This window comes from Vibrio sp. ED002 (genome assembly GCF_023277445.1).
In the GTDB taxonomy this organism is placed as follows: Bacteria; Pseudomonadota; Gammaproteobacteria; order Enterobacterales; family Vibrionaceae; genus Vibrio; species Vibrio jasicida.
In genome coordinates this window covers 414952-431980 of sequence record NZ_CP080239.1, presented here as the reverse complement: position 1 = coordinate 431980, position 17029 = coordinate 414952, and the positions used below count along the sequence as shown (strand labels likewise).

Below are 17029 nucleotides of genomic sequence, written 5' to 3'. Positions count from 1 at the left end.
ATCGCCTGTCACCCATAGCGCAGTTCATCGCGGCTTTATTTGCTTTCGAAATACCCCTCCCTACTCCTGCCAATCAGCAAAATGGTCAAGTAGAAAGTTGATGGCCAATCTAGCCCTTAGAGGCAGAAAGTGGCGATTCTGATAAACGATCCAACTGCTATTACCACTTCCCCAATAAGACTCTAAGATTGGTACCAATCGCCCGGAAGAAATGGCGTCGTTAAAGCTACTCTTTGGTAGATACGCCACGCCTAATCCGTCTTCACAAGCTTGCAAAACCGTTTTAGCGTTGTTGCTTTTCCATCGTCCTTGGACTTTCACGCCATCTAGCGCCTTACCATCTTTTTCAAATAACCAAACATCCTTGTTCGTGATGATGCAACTGTGGTGCTTGAGTTGTGTTGGATGAGTAGGAAAACCATGCTCGTCGATATAATTCTGACTCACCGCCGCTGCCATGGGGCGATCGACTAGCTTTCTCGCGACTAAACCAGAATCACTTAGGCGTCCGTAACGAATGGCAAAATCAAAACCATCTTCAATAAAATTGACCATACTTGTATTGAAGTTGACTTCTACCGTGAGGTTCGGATGTTGTTTCGCAAACGCCATCAACGCTGGTGCAACGTGATTTTCAGAAAACGCACCAGCAGCACTCACTCGTAACGTACCACTCAATTGAGTTTGCTGTGTGGTGAGTTGCTCATTGGCTTGCTGAAGCCCAATCACCAACTCTTTACATTGTTGGTAATACGCTTGCCCTGCTTCCGTTAAGCTTACCATCCGTGTCGAACGTGCTAGCAAGGCAACGCCTAAACGTTCCTCTAACTTTGTCACTTGTCGACTCACATGGCTGGTACTGCAACCCAATTGTTTCGCAGCAGAAGAAAACCCTAAGCTCTCCGCAACCGTAACAAATTCGTTGATACCTTCAAAGCTGTCCATAGTCACCTTTGCCATATGGCAATAATGTTTTGCTAATTACCTCTATTATCACCTATCTGATTAGCAATTAGTATGAAGGTGCTCAACAAAATACAGCAACCCAAAAGGACCCCATCATGAAGAAAGTACTCATTGTTGTAACGAACCACGCGACACTCGGCGAAACCGATCAAGCAAACGGCACCTACGCACCAGAGCTCACCCATGCACTTGCAGAATTACTTGGTGCGGGCTTCGATTACGACATTGCTTCTATCAAAGGAGGCCAAGCCCCACTGTATGGAACAAACATTGAAGGTGATGCGGTAAACACAAAAATCTTGGCTGATGATGATTTCCAAAACCGTGTCAACAACACGATTCCAGTTTCACAAATCAACGCTGACAACTACGATGCAATCTTCTACCCAGGAGGTTTTGGTCTACTTTCTGACTTAGCGACCAATGAAGATTTCGCACAAATCTCTGCAAAGCATTATGAAGATGGCGGCATCGTTGCAGCCGTTTGTCATGGTCCAGGCGCCCTACTGCCTATCACGCTTAGCAATGGAGAGAAACTGCTTGCGTCTAAATCGGTGACAGGTTTTACCCGTGAAGAAGAAATCGACTTTGGTACCATCAATGATATCCCTTTCCTTTTGGAAGAATCCCTAGCACGTGGCGCGGCACGCTACTCAAAAGTACAGCCGTGGCAAGAGTTTGTGATTGTAGACGAACGTGTGATCACTGGTCAAAACCCAACTAGCGCACACGGTGTAGGGAAAGCAATTGTGGAACTATTGGGGTAATCAAACGATTGTTAAGCAGCGGATATAGAGCGTGGTAGATGCCATATAGCAACTTCCACGACTTTAATGTTCGCTGCTCAGTACTGCCATAAACCTGTGAAGTATAGTGTTAGACCTGCGAATATAATGGTAGCTGTGCTTCACATGTTTATCCCGATATCAATTCGCCCCTTCCACGCCATAACCACCGACGTCACCTTGATCACCATTCGAAAACTTTAGATGAAAAAGCTAATATTTCCGGTAGTTTACCTACAGTTTTATTTTGAGAAATTGCGTAAACTGCTAAAGATCTATTCAATGTTGCTCTATTCATTGTCGAAACCGTATTCACTAACGGCAAGGCAATTGAGCACCTAAAACTAAAAAGAAAATACTTCGAAAAGGATTCATATATGAAGGCGTCAGTGGTAAACCGAATCCGGTTATCCGGTAAAATGGTGATGGCAACAAGTGGTTTGGCGTTATCCGGTTTTGCTTATTGTTCCACTCCAGAAACTATTGGAGACATTCAGTTCGTCGACCCAAACTTTGCTGATTGCTTTTCTGGCTACGAAGCGTCTTCACCAAATATTTTGACCGAACTCGACTGCTCCAACAATAACATTAGCTCTGTGGAAGAAATTAAATTTTTCCCTACACTAGAAGACCTGATTCTCCTAAATAACAGTATTAAAAGCGTCGATACTACAAATAATCCAAAGCTCAAACGCCTGATCTTGGCGAACAACCAATTGACAGATATCGACCTCTCTCATAACCCGGAGCTTGAAACTCTGACTGTTTCAGAAAACAACCTGACACAGCTCAACATCAATAAGAACTCGAAGCTGAAAAGTCTCTACGCCTACAAAATGCCTATTGCAGAAATAGACGTTCGCCACCTATCACGGTTGCGCGACCTTGGATTCAGTGCCCATAAACTGACAGAGCTTAACGTTAGCCAAAACTCCGAACTCAAGACGCTCTTTCTTGGAAGTGGCAGCCTAACTACGATCGACTTAAGCCATAACCCAAAGCTTTCACACGTATCTCTTCAATCAAACCAATTGCAAGAGATTGATTTGTCGAAAAACGCGAATCTTAAGCACCTTAACGTGCGCAATAATAAGCTCACCAGTTTGGACTTAAGCCAGCAGACACAGCTGCAAGAAGTTAAAGCAGACTATAACCAGTTAGCCGAATTCCAATTGGGTAAAAACCCAGACTTAAAGTCACTAGAGCTAAACAATAATAAATTGACCAAACTGGACCTGACTCAACAACTGGCCTTGAAGAAGTTCACAGCATTCAACAACCCACTTTATGATATTACATTGCCTAAAGGTCATGAGTTTGATCTGTTTTCAGTCGAGGGTTCACCTTATGCCGCCACTCTAACGACAACCTCTCAAGCAAGCGAAGAGAAAAACATCTCAAACCTACTATCTCCTCGTGTCAGCATCATTGAAGGTGGTGTAATAACGCAAGAGGGAAATGAGTACACCGTGACTCCAACACAAATGGTGATGCCAAAACTCGGCCAGTACATTGGCTTTCGATACTCGGTTACGTTGCCCAAGAATGCACAGGGTGAAGTAGAGCCTAGCCTTGCAAAAACCAACAAATTCCCCATTACCGTCCGGATGACGCATCCAAAGATTGTCGATCCTAAAACGGGCAAAGGGTTCACCGAATCCACTTGGCCTGACACCATGTTTAAGCATGATCGTAACCTCGCGATGTGGTATTTCGGCGATAAAAGCGAGCTGGTGTCCGGCCGTTGGAAACTCGAGATACTTTACCGCGATAGCGTGGTAGCAAAAAAAGCCTTCCAGCTAGTCAATATGGATGATCCGAAAGAACTCACTTCAATCAAGGAAGCACTGGTCATGCAAAACTTATTCAGCAAAGGTTCTAGTTATGTTTGTAAAGAAACCGCCTTTCAGCGCTGTTTTGGGTTCGATAGTACTAGTAAATGTGAACAAGCTCTTGAGCCTTATACCAAGAGCTGCCAGTCAGTAATGGCTCAAGAAATCAAAAAACAAAAGGGCAAGTTTGACAGTAAAGACGCTCTGAAAAATGCTTTTCTCTTTTATACAGGGTGTTTAATGGGGAGCTACGCAGAAGAAAATCATTTCGAGCGAACAGAAGTACTTCAATGTATGAAAAGTAAATAAGGTGTTTTTGAATAGAGCCTCCCATCAAGTGAGGCTCTAGTGCCGTTAAGCTTCTACCCCTGCTTCATCTTCTTCTACGATATCCGTTTCTTGGCTCGCCTCTTCCAGCCATTGCTGTAAAGCTTCACTTGCTAGCACCTTCTGTTGGTAGGCTTTGGCACCTTCCGATAGCTCTATGCCATAAGTTTGGAAACGCAATGCCACTGGTGCATACATGGCATCGGTGATTGACCATTCTCCAAATAGCCAACCATTCGGATGCAGCTTGGCTTGCTCTGCCCAAATGGCGTCAATGCGTGCAATATCTTTACGTACACCATCCGTTAGATCGACTTTTCTGCGCGCGCGAATGTTCATTGGGAGTTCGTTTCTTAAGTCAAAGAAACCCGAATGCATTTCTGAGGCAATGGCGCGTGCTTTAGCTCGTTCTGCAGACTTACTTGGCCATGCTCTACCTTGCAAGTATTGCTCGTTAACGTATTCCAAAATCGCTAATGAATCCCACACGGTTGCACCTCCATCCACCAAGGTAGGTACTTTCGCGGTTGGTGTAATACCTTCCAAGGTTTTGTAAAAATCTTCTGTGAATAATTTGAGCTTGGTGACTTTCACATCCAGTTTGAATTGAGAAAAGATCAGCCATGAGCGCAGTGACCAGCTTGAGTAGTTTTGGTTAGCAATAAACAGTTTCATGACGCCTCCATGCGGTTCGTGTTTTGATTACCCAATCACAATATCTGATTGTATTTAAGGGGACTAACGGATAGTTTTGATGGAACACTTCAACAAAAACGATGGATGAGTTTTAGATATGGATATCGATGCGTTACGCAGCTTTCTGGCTTTTGTCGAAACGGGCAGTTTCACTCGTGCAGCCAAGCAGATCAATCGCACCCAATCAGCGTTCAGTGCACAAATGCGTAAGCTAGAAGACGAACTCAGCGTCAGCTTGTTTGAAAAAGAAGGTCGCAATCTTGTCTTAAGTGAAGCGGGATTGGCACTACGCTCTCATGCAGAGCAACTAGTCAGCTTACACAATCAAGCGCTGAAACAGGTGAAACGCTATGAAAATAAGCGTCCTCTTCGCTTAGGTTGTCCAGAAGATTACAACGACATTATCCTGCCTAAAGTCATTCGTGTATTACAACAATCTGAACCCACGTGTTCGATTCAAGTCTTCAGTGAGCCCAGCATCACCTTGAGAGAAAAGCTGGATGAAGGAAAGCTAGACGCCGCTATTGTGACTAGAGCACCGGACAGTGAAGAAGGTTACTGGCTAGCAAGCGACAAAGGTGTGTGGATTGCTCACCCTGACTTTGACATCGAGCACGCTCAACCTCTCCCTCTCGCCCTATTCCAAACCGACTGTAAATACCACGCAGCAGCGGTAGACGGATTAACCAAACGTGGTATTCCTTATCAATTACTGGCGTGTTGCAATACGGCCTCTGCACAACGAGCGATTGTACGTTCAGGCATGGCTATCGGTGCGATGGGCAGTATTAGCGTTAGCGAGGATCTTAAGATCTTAGACGATATGCCATCGCTGCCTTCAGTGGATATCGTTTTGGTCACAAGTGTCGAGCCTCATCCAATACTGGACAAAGAATGCTTAACGCAATTGGTTGAATTAATGGCTTGAGCTTTAATACGATACAAATAAAAAATGCCCCTGCTTGAGAGTCAGTAAGCAGAGGCATCGTGAAATTGAATGTGACGTTAGGAATTACGCAGCTTCGAACGCCAATGCTTTCTTCTCTACCTGACGGAAAATGAGAGTCAGCACACCATTCACCGTTAGGTAGAACGCGCCAGCAATACCAAATACCGTCAACGTATCGTAAGTTTGCGCGTTAATGCGCTGCGCATAGCCCATCAGATCCATGATCGTAATCGTGCTTGCTAGGGACGTACCTTTGAAGACCAAAATCACTTCGTTCGAGTAAGCCGGAACAGCACGACGAATGGCGTATGGCAACAGCACTTTCAGCGTTGCCGTTTTGTTCATACCCAGAGCACGACACGCTTGCCATTGGCCAGAAGGAATCGCGTTAAACGCTCCTTTGAACAACTGAGTGCTGTACGCGGCAGTATTCAGCGCTAGCGCTAACATCGCACAGAACCAAGGTTGGCTTAACCATGTCCAGAATACACTTTCTCTTACTGCATCAAACTGACCCGGACCGTAGTACACCAAGAAGATCTGCACCAACAAAGGTGTACCTGTGAACAAGGTGATGATGCCACGGCTTACCCAATGCAAACCCGGAGTACGTAGGATCAGAGTCAGCGTCATCATCAGAGCTAAGAGACAGCCCACAACCAAGGAAGCGGCGGTCAATTGGAGGCTAGTGCCTAAGCCATCCAGCATTTGCCAAACGTGTTGTTCGTTCATGCGGTCGCCTCCTGTCCCATACTCATGCCTTGAATTGAGAACTTCTTATCAATCACTTTCACTGCACGTTGCGTAACAAGCGTAATCACTAAGTAAATTGCAGCGGCCGTTGCATACCATGTAAAGGCTTCGTGCGTGGCGGCTGATGTTAACTGCGCTTGCTTCAACAAGTCCGTTACACCAATCAATGATACAAGTGCGGTATCTTTTAGCAGAACCAACCATTGGTTAGTTAAACCTGGCAGTGCATGCCTTACTGCTTGTGGCAAAACAATTCGAACAAAAGCGTGTGCTTGACTGATGCCGAGTGCACTTGCTGCCTCTTTTTGCCCTCTTCCAACCGCTTTCAATGCGCCACGTAGAGTTTGAGAAGCATAAGAAGCGAAGATCAATGACAACGCCACCACGCCAGACAAGAACGGGCTAACTTCAATAAAGTCGCCGGTGATTAAAAACAAAACCTGCGTCGAACCAAAATAGATAAATAACACGACAAGGATTTCTGGCAAGCCACGTACAATCGTCACAAACGCCGTCATTGGCCATTTAACGAAAACACGGCGAGACATTTCACCACTGGCGAATACCACTGCCAGAATCAAACCGACTAAAAGGCTTGTGAAGGCTAGCTGGACAGTCATCCAACTAGCTTGAACAAGCGATAAAGAATAACCCGTTAGTGCCATATTACTTACCGAAGTACTTGTTGTAGATTACGTCGTATTGGCCGTTCGCTTTCACTGTTTTCAGAGCCGTGTTCAGCTTGTTCACTAGCTCGTCGTTACCTTTGTTTACTGCGATACCGAAACCGTTACCGAAGTATTTAGGGTTAGTAACGTGCTCACCCACGTACGCTAGGTTATCTTCTTTCTTGAACCATTCTGCTACGACTGCTGTGTCACCGAATACAGAATCAATACGGCCATTCTTCATATCGATGAATGCATCTTGGTAGCTTGAGTAAGGAACCGCTGTTACGCCTGGCATTTGCTCAATCAGGTAGCTTTGGTGTGTTGAACCGTTTTGAACACCAACACGCTTACCTTCTAATGCTTTTTGATCGGCCACTTTTTCTTTGATAGAAACAAACGCTGCTGAGTTGTCGTAGTAAGGGTCAGAAAAGTTCACTTGCTCCAAACGCGCTTCGGTAATGTCCATTGCAGAGATAGCTGCATCGTAACGTTTGAATTTTAATGCAGGGATCAGGCTGTCAAAAGATTGGTTGTGGAAGGTACATTTTGCTTCCATTTCTTTACATAGTGCGTTCGCCAGATCCACATCAAAACCTTGGATTTGGTTGTTTTCATCCATGTATTCGAACGGTGCGTAAGTCGCTTCCATCGCGAATTTTATCTCTTCTTGTGCTGCTGCGTTCGCTGAGACGAGGCCGATTAGTGAAGCTAATAGAATCTTTTTCATTGCAATACTCCGTGTGTACTTAGTGGGCTGACACTCGCAATGACAGCCGAGCTTATCTGTTAAATAGACTGAACTTTAAAAAACGTAATTTAGTGATTTAGATAATCGGCAAACTGAGTGGTTTGCGGATTAACAAATGCGTCGTGCGTGCCGTGTTCTACGATGTGTCCTTGTTCTAGGTATAGAACATGGCTAGCGATTTTCTTGGCGAAATCCACCTCGTGGGTCACAACTACTTGTGTAATTCCGGTTTCGCTTAAATCATTAATAATTTTGACCACTTGATTCGTGATTTCTGGGTCAAGTGCTGCGGTAGGCTCATCAAAGAGCAACACGTCTGGTTTCATCATCAGTGCGCGGGCAATCGCCACACGTTGTTGCTGACCGCCAGAAAGTTGCATCGGCCATGCATCCGCTTTGTCTGCCAAGTGCAGCGTTGCGAGAATTTGCATTGCCTGCGTCTTCGCTTCTTCTTTATCCATGCCAGAAACTTTTACCGGAGCCTCAATCAGGTTCTCCATCACTGTCATGTGTGGCCATAGGTTGTACTGTTGGAACACCATGCCCACTTTACGACGAAGCGCTAAACCTTGCTTCTCTTTGATTTCAGTTGAAAAGTCGAATGCGTCATCAGCGATGTTTAACTGGCCGTTATCCGCCCCTTCAAGAAGGTTAAGAACACGTAGTAGAGAGCTCTTCCCTGCACCACTTGGACCGAGTAACACCAACGTTTCACCGCTTTCACAATTAAAACTGACATCGTGTAGAACTTGGGTATCGCCGTAAGACTTATTGATACTTTTAACTTGAATACTCATGCTGCCATACTGCATTAATTGTCATCTGGAGCTTATACTAGCAAGAAAGAGACTTTATGCAATAAAAATGTATAAAAATTTAGATTGTTAATTTTTTGTATAAGAAACAACCAGCTCAGCAGAGTATATGACTGGTGCAATGAGTGGGGCTTTAACCGGATTTGTTGATCAAAAAAGCCCACAATTTCGCTAGCTTAGAATTCCATTGGAGACTTAAACTGAAGCTCTGCAGCGCTATTGACTGAGAGCATCATTCCGAAAGAAAGTAACTGGTTGCATAAGCACCTTTCCCTCTCATTCTGAGAAAGATCTCGCGTAGCAAATCCCCTATCCTTCAAGATTCAAAATTGAGAATGCCCATGCTTACTTTAGAAGAAGCTGATTCACAAAGATTATTCGAACCATAAAGAATTTATAAAGCAGTTACATTCCGGCCATTTCTTGAATTGGTCATACCTATCGCTAATACTTTTCTCGTATTTTGACTCGCAATTTGAGTTATCGACGTTTTTGATAGGGACAAATCAATGATGAAGCCATATCGTCTTGCGCTGCTTGCGCTTGGTTCTTTGAGCCTGCTTTCGCCTACTATTTGGGCCAGCACTGCGCTCGTATTACCTGGATTACATGAGCAAGGTATCGATTTGCGAGATACTCCTGTTTCCGCTGCCGCGGCACTTGAATGGGAGTTGGATAATGCCGATGTTGTATTTGGTGCTTATCAAAACAAAAGTGATAACGAACGCGTCAACGCCATTGGTTACATGTACAACCAAAAACTAGAGCTCAATTCGAGTTGGCTGGAAAACACAATTCGTAATCAAGCAGACTTAAATGGCATCGATTACGAAGATTACTTTCTGCATTTTTCTGAAGACACCATCATTGCAGAAGTCGATAAAACCCATGGTGAAAACACATTGCTCAATCGAAAACCAATGATTGTCGGTTATACAGCAAGTGCCGACCATGCCGGTTTTTCGCTCTACCAGCAACCGCCTTGGGATGCAGATGTGTTTGAACAAACCAATAATGGTGGCGCATTGTATGTCTACCATTCCGAGCAGTTCGACCGTTTAGTATTTAAATTCTCTCAGTTTGCTCAAGGCGGCACTTTCAAGATTGAGTACCCTTCTGCCGCCAATGCATTTGGTCAAGTATCGCAATGGAAAAGCGTCAATATTAAGAAAGACAAAACCGAAAACATGACCAAAAACCAAACCGTCATTTGGTCGGTTCCTTCAGATTGGATTCGAGCTACCACCCATGATGGTAGCGGATTGAGCTATGGCGGTGGTCAGTATTTTGGCTCGACGTTTTTGCGCGATGGAGGGCGTTTATACACGATTAAAATTACTTGGCAAGGTGACAACGTCGATCATCGCCCTCGCTTAAAAGAAGTGAAGTTAAAAAACACCTTCAAGATCGTGAACCTGTCCGATGCACCAACAACAACGTACAACGGTCAATCTATTGAAGGGTGGCGGAAAATCCGTGGTTTTGACAAATCAGCAGACTTAAATCAAGACAACTATCTCTCTTGGAGTGAGTATAAAAATCGCACGAACAAGCAAGCCACTGCCCGCTTCCGATGGGAATCTCGCGTGATCCCATTTGGTCGTATGTGGAACCAAAGCTCATCATGGGCACTGACCAATCTTACCAATCCACAATTTGCTCAAGCAATGCATAATTATTATCAAACAGAGTGGGCACAACAAGGTTTGAATGGTGCTTACAATGACGATACGAACAAACTCATCGGTCCCAATCAGTTTTATGTTTACTCTGGTGGTACTGTTGAGGAACTAGGCTTTGTGGCCGGTAGTGAAGATGCCGATGAGCTCTATAAAGCACAGTTCTCGGCATTTTTAAACAAACTCGCGACACTGCACATAGATTCGTTGATTGGCCTAAACATTGGGACAGCAAATCTGTACGGAAGAAATGGTCAGTCACACTTAATCAACGCCGGTTCATTGTATCTACGTGAGCACTATCTATTTCCTTCTACGGGCTTTAGCGGCTATGCCGGTTTAGCCAAATTTTGGGATAATTCAGCTCTAGCCAAAGCCGATCAAAAGGTGATTTTTCAAGCGACAACTCGTCATGGTCGCGTTCAATACTTTGGTAACACGGAAGAGAATTGGAAACAGGACCAATATTCTGCACTGGCCGCGTTCTATTTAAACCATCATCCTGACCGTAGCTACTTTAACCAATGGAACAGCAGTTATCAGTACGGAAGTAATAACACCACCGCCGATAACTTTTGGAAGGCTGGTGTACCAAAGAATATTGCTTATCAACCTAGTGCATTGCTTGCTATCGATTTAGGAGCCCCAGCGAATCAAGTCCCAGAGAATATGATGGCGACCCCGTTAATGATGTCCACCAGCACGCCTACTCCTTCGGATTACACCGTCATTGGTGATTCAACTATGAATGAAGTCGTTCATGCCGATCTTCCTGATGGGTTAGCTTACGTATTGCCTACCTATACATACTTTGCTTATCAGTCAGAAACCAATGTAGTCCCTCAAGGCCCAACAGAAATGGTGTTAGCTCGTGAGTTCAGCAAAGGCAGAGTGTTGTACCGCACCGACTTTTTCGGCAAGAGCGTGGACTATTTCTCTGCGCCTAAAATCACCATCACGTTAGACGAGCCGATGAGACCAATAGATAGAAACGGCAACATTGGCGAGTATGTATCGCAAATAGAGATTGGAGGTTATGAAGGGCTGTTTTTGCTGTATTGATAATAGTTTTTTAATCCTTCTTCCTGTCCTACCAACAGTCATTATCAAATCATTTTTGACAGTGACTCAAAGACAGCGCTGTTTATCCTTCTTCACCGCAAGCCTACTATTTCCGTCACAAAGCAGTGCATGACTCCCCTTCGCATTGCTCCTTAATAAGGATTTCAGTATGACTGGTACTCACGCGTCAAAAACAATAAAACTTGGTGTCACTAACCTTTCTTTCCACCGCGTTACCGCTTCTCTTGTTAGCCATGTACTCAATGATATGGGCTTTGAGGTTGAGCGCGTTTACTCTCCCCATGAAGAGAACTTTTCAAAACTCAAAACCGGTGAAATCGATATGCTTTCTTCGGCTTGGTTACCATCAAGTCACGGCATTTACAAAGCGTCGGTAGAGGAAGTACAACCCTTGCTAGAACTGGGCTTACACTACGAGCCTTACGCGCTTTGGGGTGTGCCAGATTACGTGCCTGAAGAACTGGTATCAGAAGTAAGCGACCTGACGAAACCAGAAGTCGTGGCGAAGATGAAATCGGATATTCAAGGCATCAACCCTGGCGCAGGCATTACGCGCTTTTCGATTAAGATGATGGACGAATACGCACTGACCGAAGCAGGTTACCGTTTCCATACGGGGACGGAAGAAGATTGCTTTACTGCATTTGAGAAGGCGGTAGAGAACAAACAATGGGTTGTCGTGCCACTTTGGAAGCCTCAATTTCTTCACTATAAGTACGCAATTCGAGAAATCACAGAACCAAAGGGTTTGCTAGGTATTGTCGATAAAGCCGTATTGCTATTGCGCCAAGACAAATCAGATAAATTTACTCAAGATGAGTTGAGCAGACTGGACGCGCTACGTTTCTCAAACGATATCATTGCGGAGTTGGATTACAAAATCAGTCGTGAAGGACGAGAGTTAGACACGGTGACACGTGAGTGGTTAGACAACCAGATCTAACAAGCTTTACGCGGTTTATAGTGCTTTGCCTTGCTTCCATTGTCACATTACTACATTGCTAAATTGCATGGCAAAGCACGTTAACTTAGTACATGGTATTCCCGTTTGCTGACTCTTTCGAGATTTCTTGCAAGGCATCCCAGTGTTCGACAATCTTGCCGTTTAAATCAAAGCGGAAGAAATCCATCGTTACGTATTCCACGTCATCAGGCCACGTTTGGTGCGTATGCAGCGCTACTAAATTGCCCTCTGCGATTGCGCGAACAAATGCAATGTCTTTTTCTGGGTACTCTTCCTGCATTCTCTCGAAGTAGGCGATAAAAGGATCAGGACCATTACCCACTAACGGGTTGTGCTGAATATACTCGTCCCCTACGTAAAGCTCGACCGCTTTTCTTGGGTTTCCTCGATATGCCATCTCATAGAAAGCAATGGCATTGCGTTTGTTCTCTTCAATATCGATTTGCAAGGTGCTCATGGGGTTCTCCTATTCAACTCACGATCGTCTACAAAGCGTAGTCAAGAATTAAAGCGCGAAGCATTTCCCTCGTAACGAATAAACAAAAATGCCGCACTGTGTCATGCGGCATTTAGAGTTTGATGAGAAGTGCTCTTTACGATCAGTTGGTTGTTTTCTCAAACCTCGCGACAAGGCTGGTTTGGTCGAAATTACGATAACCTCGCACCATAATACTGAACGTCCCTGCCGGTTTATTTAGAACACACTGTTCATTGCTCCCATTTTGAAATGGACGACAATCAAAGTTACTGACTGACACTTGATCATTGTATTTCACAAAGAGATCCGCATCGCCACTTCTTGGCCCAGATAAGGAAATGGTCACCTTCCCCTCCTCTTGAGTTTCAAAACTAAAGAACTGTTCCTCTCCATAGCCTGCGCGTAAATTCTCAACAGGTTCACCATCTTGCAAGGGGGTCACGCCAGTCGTGCTGTCCATGCTTGATTCAATCAAATAGGCGATAGCAAGCTTGGCAAAGTTACTGGCATGCGAGGCGGTCGGGTCTGAATTTTCCAACGTATCAAATTGGGTATGAATATTCGGGTTGTAGTCTTCAAACAAACTTTCGAATGGCATGGCCGCCGGATAGCCAGCATTGTGCCAAGAGGCATGGTCAGAACATGCATAGCCACAGCGATCAAACTGGTAGGTGATTTCAGGCGTGTACACATCAATCAACTCAGACAAAAATGCCGTCAAGTTGCTATCGGTATAATCGGTGATGAACGTAATATCATGCGCAGAACCGCTGTAATTGGTCATGTCTAATTGCAACACGGATAGCACGTTGGCTTTTTCGTTTTTCAGCATTTCAACGATGTCTTGTGAGCCTCTCAGTCCAACTTCTTCCGCTGCATAACCATAGAATTTGATGGTTCTGTCTGGCTGGATACCGCTGGCAATCATTAAGCGAAGTGACTCAGTCACCGTTGCAATACCAGAAGCATCGTCATCAGCGCCCGGAGATATGGTTCCCTCTTCTGTCCATGCGCCAGCTGTTGAGTCGAGATGCCCACCCACGACAACAATTTCTTCGGGATATTTCGCACCCAGCAACGTCACTTCGACAGATTTTTGTGGGTAGCCGCGATGGGAAATTTGTTCCGCAGAAGCATAAGAGACTCCTTCTATTTCTTGGTTCCAACGCGCCAGTAACCAATCAGAGGCTTCAACACCCGTAGCGGTGGTATAAAAACGATTGGTAAATGACGTCATGCCTTCTATGGTCTTCACCAAGTTCGTCGGCTCCACTTGATTGATGAGAGCTTCAACCGTGTCATGATGGCTGATCATCGGTTTGTTAAACGCCTTCAATGTGGTTGGCATGGTTGCAGCTTTCAATGCACTGGCTTTGTCTGGGTGCACCATATAACCACCGCAGCGATGCTTTTCATGATGCATGTGACTGGATAGCGTCGCTAATTGATCTGGCGATATTTTTGCGACCACGGCGGGACGAGCACCAAAGAAGTCAGAATAAACCGTCGCTCCGTGTTTGGTAATAAGGTGCACCGCATCCGCATCGGTGGTGATCCAAATTTGGCCTTGATCGGTCAATTCGTTGGCAACGACGCTACTGTTCAACGTACAGCTCAACAATGCCGATGCTAAAAGACTCTTTTTCATGTTGGTATTTTCCTTTACTAACCTTACTGACGAAAAAAGGGCTCCGTCTGGAGCCCTTTGCTATTGCGTTGTTATTTGTTTGGTTTGATGAATCGGTAACGCTTGGTTTCAGAACATACGTTGCCCGAAGTACACACTTGGTATTCCACGTCGATAGTGCCGTTATGTTCAAACTGGTCGACGTAAGACTTAAAGTCTGTTGCACCTACGTTCTTGCCATTACGTTTAACAATGAAGTAATCGTTAGTGTCATACTTCCAAGACAGCTTCACACGAGCCTTACCATTCGGGAACTTGTTACCGAAGTTGAGTTTCAGCGGGAACGCATCTGTTTGACCTTCTTCAATTGTCACCGTTTGTGTGGTTGATGTGGCACTGCCTGCATCGTCCGTTACGGTTAACGTCACCGCATAATCACCTGCTGCCGCATAAGTGTGCGTCACCACTTCGCCGGTTTGCGCACTACCATCACCTAGGTTCCATTGGTAAGAAACGATGCTGCCGTCGCTATCGCTACTGGTGCTATGAAGTGTCACCGTTTTGCCAGAGACAGACTGATCAAACGAGGCTACTGGAGGAAGGTTTGCACTGCTATCGTCGTACGTTGCCGTTAGCTCTGCACCGTCATACTCAGCGTAACCAAATACGTTCACGGTATAGCGACCTTGCTCTGGGTTCTCAATCACACAAACTTCATCACTAACAGACAAGCTAGAACAAATGTTTTCATTCGGGCTTGGTGCATAATCTAAACCAACGTAAATGTCTGGGTCACCGTTTGGCACCGTTAGATTGATCGTAAGTTGAGGTTTGCCTTCCGGCACTTCGATATCAAAATAGGTTTTCGACCCAGTTGCGCCATCTACGGTCACTGATTGACCGTTTTCAAGACGCTGATATTCTGGCTCTGGCGGCAGTGGCGGCTCAGCACATGGCTCAACACCGACAATGCCGAATGCATCCATAACCGCAGAGGAGTCATACCCTAAGTCGTTTGCTGCGTTCTTGACGCCACATGCGCCTTGCCAAAAGTCACTATCTTGTGACCAGTAGATTTGGTTCGCGAGCACAAACAATTCAAACGCCTTTTTGGTATCCCAACCCGATGTCGTTGCTAAGTGGTAGAAGGCTTTGTTGAAAACACCCGAGCTGTAATGCACATTCAAACCATCATAGTAGTCTTGTGCATGGTTGATGGAAGAGCCATCTCGTGAAGGATCATCCATGTAACGCAATGCCCCATCCTCTTTAAAGATGTCTTTGCCGACCATCCAGTCATTCTCGCCCTTCATGTAAAACTCGGCAGCTTCGCCAGCCATATCTGAAAAGGCTTCATTCATACCGCCAGATTGATTGGCATAAACCAGCCCCGAGTTTTGCTCGGTAAAGCCGTGGCTCACTTCATGAGCTGAAACATCAAGGCTGACCAATGGGTAGAAGTAACTCTCACCGTCACCAAACGTCATTGCTTGGCCATCCCAGAACGCGTTTTCGTAACCCGTTCCATAGTGAACACGCATCATCAGTTTAAAAGTAAGTGGCGCAGTATCGAACCAGTTTTTGTACATGTCGAATACGATATTACCAAAGTAATGAGCATCGTTCAGTGGAGAGTAAGCACCGTTAATTTCTTGAAATTCATTGCGAGGACACTCATAACTGTATGGTGTAGAACCTTCAGTTGCACCATTTAGGTTAACCGTGACAACGTTCTCCGATTCCATTACACAGTTGGTGCCATCTTCTTGTACGTCGAGGTAATGATAGTCGGTGCCATACTCATACATGCCTGTTTTTTCGTTACCACCAGGACCTGTACCGATTTGCGCATGAGCAATCCCTTCCCAACGATCAATAACTTCGCCGCTGTGCGCATCTAACATGGTAAATGGGCGAGAAGGTTGAAGGCTGTTTGCTAGCAAGTAGGAAACTACGTAAACCAATCGCGTTTTTTTACCATCTTGATAAATGAATAAATCATCTTCGACATCTCTTAGAAACTTGCCTGCGATACCTTTATTCTCAAGGTTCTTTGACGCAACTTTTAACGCTTCTGCTCGGTTCAATTTAGGCTTTACAAAGCTTCGGTCTAAATCGTTCACACGTAAATAATCGCCTTGTACGGCCTTTAAAGCACCGCCTTTAAAACTTTGAGTCGCATTAAGCGAATGCCCCCATACGGGAATGCCCCAAACATTTTGTTGAATCTTTACCTTGTAAACACCGCGTTTTTTTAGGTGAATGCTCTTAACCTGTTTAAAGCTAGATGCATTATTAACACCTAATTGCGAATTAAGCCCAGAGAAGTTGGTAAAGTTCACTGGCTTATTTAGTGTGACTGATTCACCTGCATGTACTGACATCGTCATTACACCTGCAACAGCGATAGCTATCAGACGTTTCTTGATTTTCATTTATCTATCTCCTTGATGTATTCGAGTCGAATCTATCAGAAAAAAACACACCGAAGTCGATAATTAAAATCAATAAAATAGTTGTGATACATCAATTAAATAAATTCATGCAACTGGTAAAAATAAAAATTACAATTTTATGACAAGGTCTTTTTTTAGGAAAGAAGATCTCATTTATAAAATGATGGAATATTATTTTTATCACTAGATATTTTTGTTTA

14 protein-coding genes are annotated in these 17029 nt (G+C 44.8%); 5 read left to right on the top strand and 9 right to left on the bottom strand.

Annotated features, from left to right (window positions below; all coding sequences use genetic code 11):
- Positions 1–60: 60 nt before the first annotated feature.
- Positions 61–945 carry a LysR family transcriptional regulator gene (locus ITG12_RS18720; protein ID WP_038873443.1) on the bottom strand — a complete coding sequence of 295 codons (885 nt, stop codon included), beginning with the start codon at positions 943–945 and terminating at the stop codon, positions 61–63.
- 116 nt (positions 946–1061) lie between these two features.
- On the opposite strand from ITG12_RS18720, the gene ITG12_RS18715 reads away from it, so the two are divergent.
- On the top strand, positions 1062–1733 hold the full coding sequence (locus ITG12_RS18715) for a type 1 glutamine amidotransferase domain-containing protein (RefSeq protein ID WP_038877157.1): 672 nt from the start codon (positions 1062–1064) through the stop codon (positions 1731–1733).
- A 395-nt stretch (positions 1734–2128) separates the two neighbouring features.
- Positions 2129–3892 carry a DUF3859 domain-containing protein gene (locus ITG12_RS18710; RefSeq protein WP_248874718.1) on the top strand — a complete coding sequence of 588 codons (1764 nt, stop codon included), beginning with the start codon at positions 2129–2131 and terminating at the stop codon, positions 3890–3892.
- A 45-nt stretch (positions 3893–3937) separates the two neighbouring features.
- On the opposite strand, the gene ITG12_RS18705 is transcribed toward ITG12_RS18710, so the two are convergent.
- Entirely contained in the window at positions 3938–4585 is a 648-nt protein-coding gene (locus ITG12_RS18705; RefSeq protein ID WP_038877162.1) for a glutathione S-transferase family protein, read from the bottom strand.
- 118 nt (positions 4586–4703) lie between these two features.
- On the opposite strand from ITG12_RS18705, the gene ITG12_RS18700 reads away from it, so the two are divergent.
- Positions 4704–5534 (top strand): LysR family transcriptional regulator, encoded by an 831-nt coding sequence (locus ITG12_RS18700; protein WP_061034590.1) that lies wholly within the window; start codon positions 4704–4706, stop codon positions 5532–5534.
- Between the two features lie 84 nt (positions 5535–5618).
- On the opposite strand, the gene artM is transcribed toward ITG12_RS18700, so the two are convergent.
- The 4 genes from artM to artP all read right to left on the bottom strand — a co-directional run bounded on the left by artM (position 5619) and on the right by artP (position 8524).
- Positions 5619–6287: an arginine ABC transporter permease ArtM gene (gene artM / locus ITG12_RS18695; protein ID WP_005388569.1), complete on the bottom strand. Its 669-nt coding sequence runs from the start codon at positions 6285–6287 to the stop codon at positions 5619–5621.
- A complete protein-coding gene (artQ, locus tag ITG12_RS18690) occupies positions 6284–6973 on the bottom strand; it encodes an arginine ABC transporter permease ArtQ (RefSeq protein ID WP_248874716.1) in 690 nt (229 codons plus the stop codon). The genes artM and artQ overlap by 4 nt, the downstream gene beginning before the upstream one ends.
- Before the next feature lies 1 nt (position 6974).
- The gene (locus tag ITG12_RS18685) at positions 6975–7706 is read right to left on the bottom strand and encodes an arginine ABC transporter substrate-binding protein (protein WP_039974207.1); all 732 of its coding nucleotides are present in this window, start codon (positions 7704–7706) and stop codon (positions 6975–6977) included.
- 89 nt (positions 7707–7795) lie between these two features.
- Complete coding sequence (artP, locus tag ITG12_RS18680) at positions 7796–8524, bottom strand: arginine ABC transporter ATP-binding protein ArtP (RefSeq protein WP_156144386.1); 729 nt, start codon at positions 8522–8524, stop codon at positions 7796–7798.
- Between the two features lie 530 nt (positions 8525–9054).
- Between artP and ITG12_RS18675 the strand changes: the two genes are divergently transcribed.
- Both ITG12_RS18675 and ITG12_RS18670 read left to right on the top strand, forming a co-directional pair.
- Positions 9055–11283 carry a hypothetical protein gene (locus tag ITG12_RS18675; protein WP_248875060.1) on the top strand — a complete coding sequence of 743 codons (2229 nt, stop codon included), beginning with the start codon at positions 9055–9057 and terminating at the stop codon, positions 11281–11283.
- Positions 11284–11452: 169 nt separating this feature from the next.
- Positions 11453–12247, top strand: coding sequence for a glycine betaine ABC transporter substrate-binding protein (locus tag ITG12_RS18670; RefSeq protein ID WP_248874714.1), 795 nt, complete (start codon positions 11453–11455; stop codon positions 12245–12247).
- A gap of 85 nt (positions 12248–12332) precedes the next feature.
- On the opposite strand, the gene ITG12_RS18665 is transcribed toward ITG12_RS18670, so the two are convergent.
- The 3 genes from ITG12_RS18665 to ITG12_RS18655 all read right to left on the bottom strand — a co-directional run bounded on the left by ITG12_RS18665 (position 12333) and on the right by ITG12_RS18655 (position 16808).
- Positions 12333–12725 carry a nuclear transport factor 2 family protein gene (locus ITG12_RS18665; protein WP_104027170.1) on the bottom strand — a complete coding sequence of 131 codons (393 nt, stop codon included), beginning with the start codon at positions 12723–12725 and terminating at the stop codon, positions 12333–12335.
- Positions 12726–12867: 142 nt separating this feature from the next.
- The gene (locus ITG12_RS18660) at positions 12868–14394 is read right to left on the bottom strand and encodes a M28 family metallopeptidase (RefSeq protein ID WP_248874712.1); all 1527 of its coding nucleotides are present in this window, start codon (positions 14392–14394) and stop codon (positions 12868–12870) included.
- A 71-nt stretch (positions 14395–14465) separates the two neighbouring features.
- Positions 14466–16808 (bottom strand): M4 family metallopeptidase, encoded by a 2343-nt coding sequence (locus tag ITG12_RS18655; RefSeq protein WP_248874710.1) that lies wholly within the window; start codon positions 16806–16808, stop codon positions 14466–14468.
- Positions 16809–17029 lie beyond the last annotated feature (221 nt).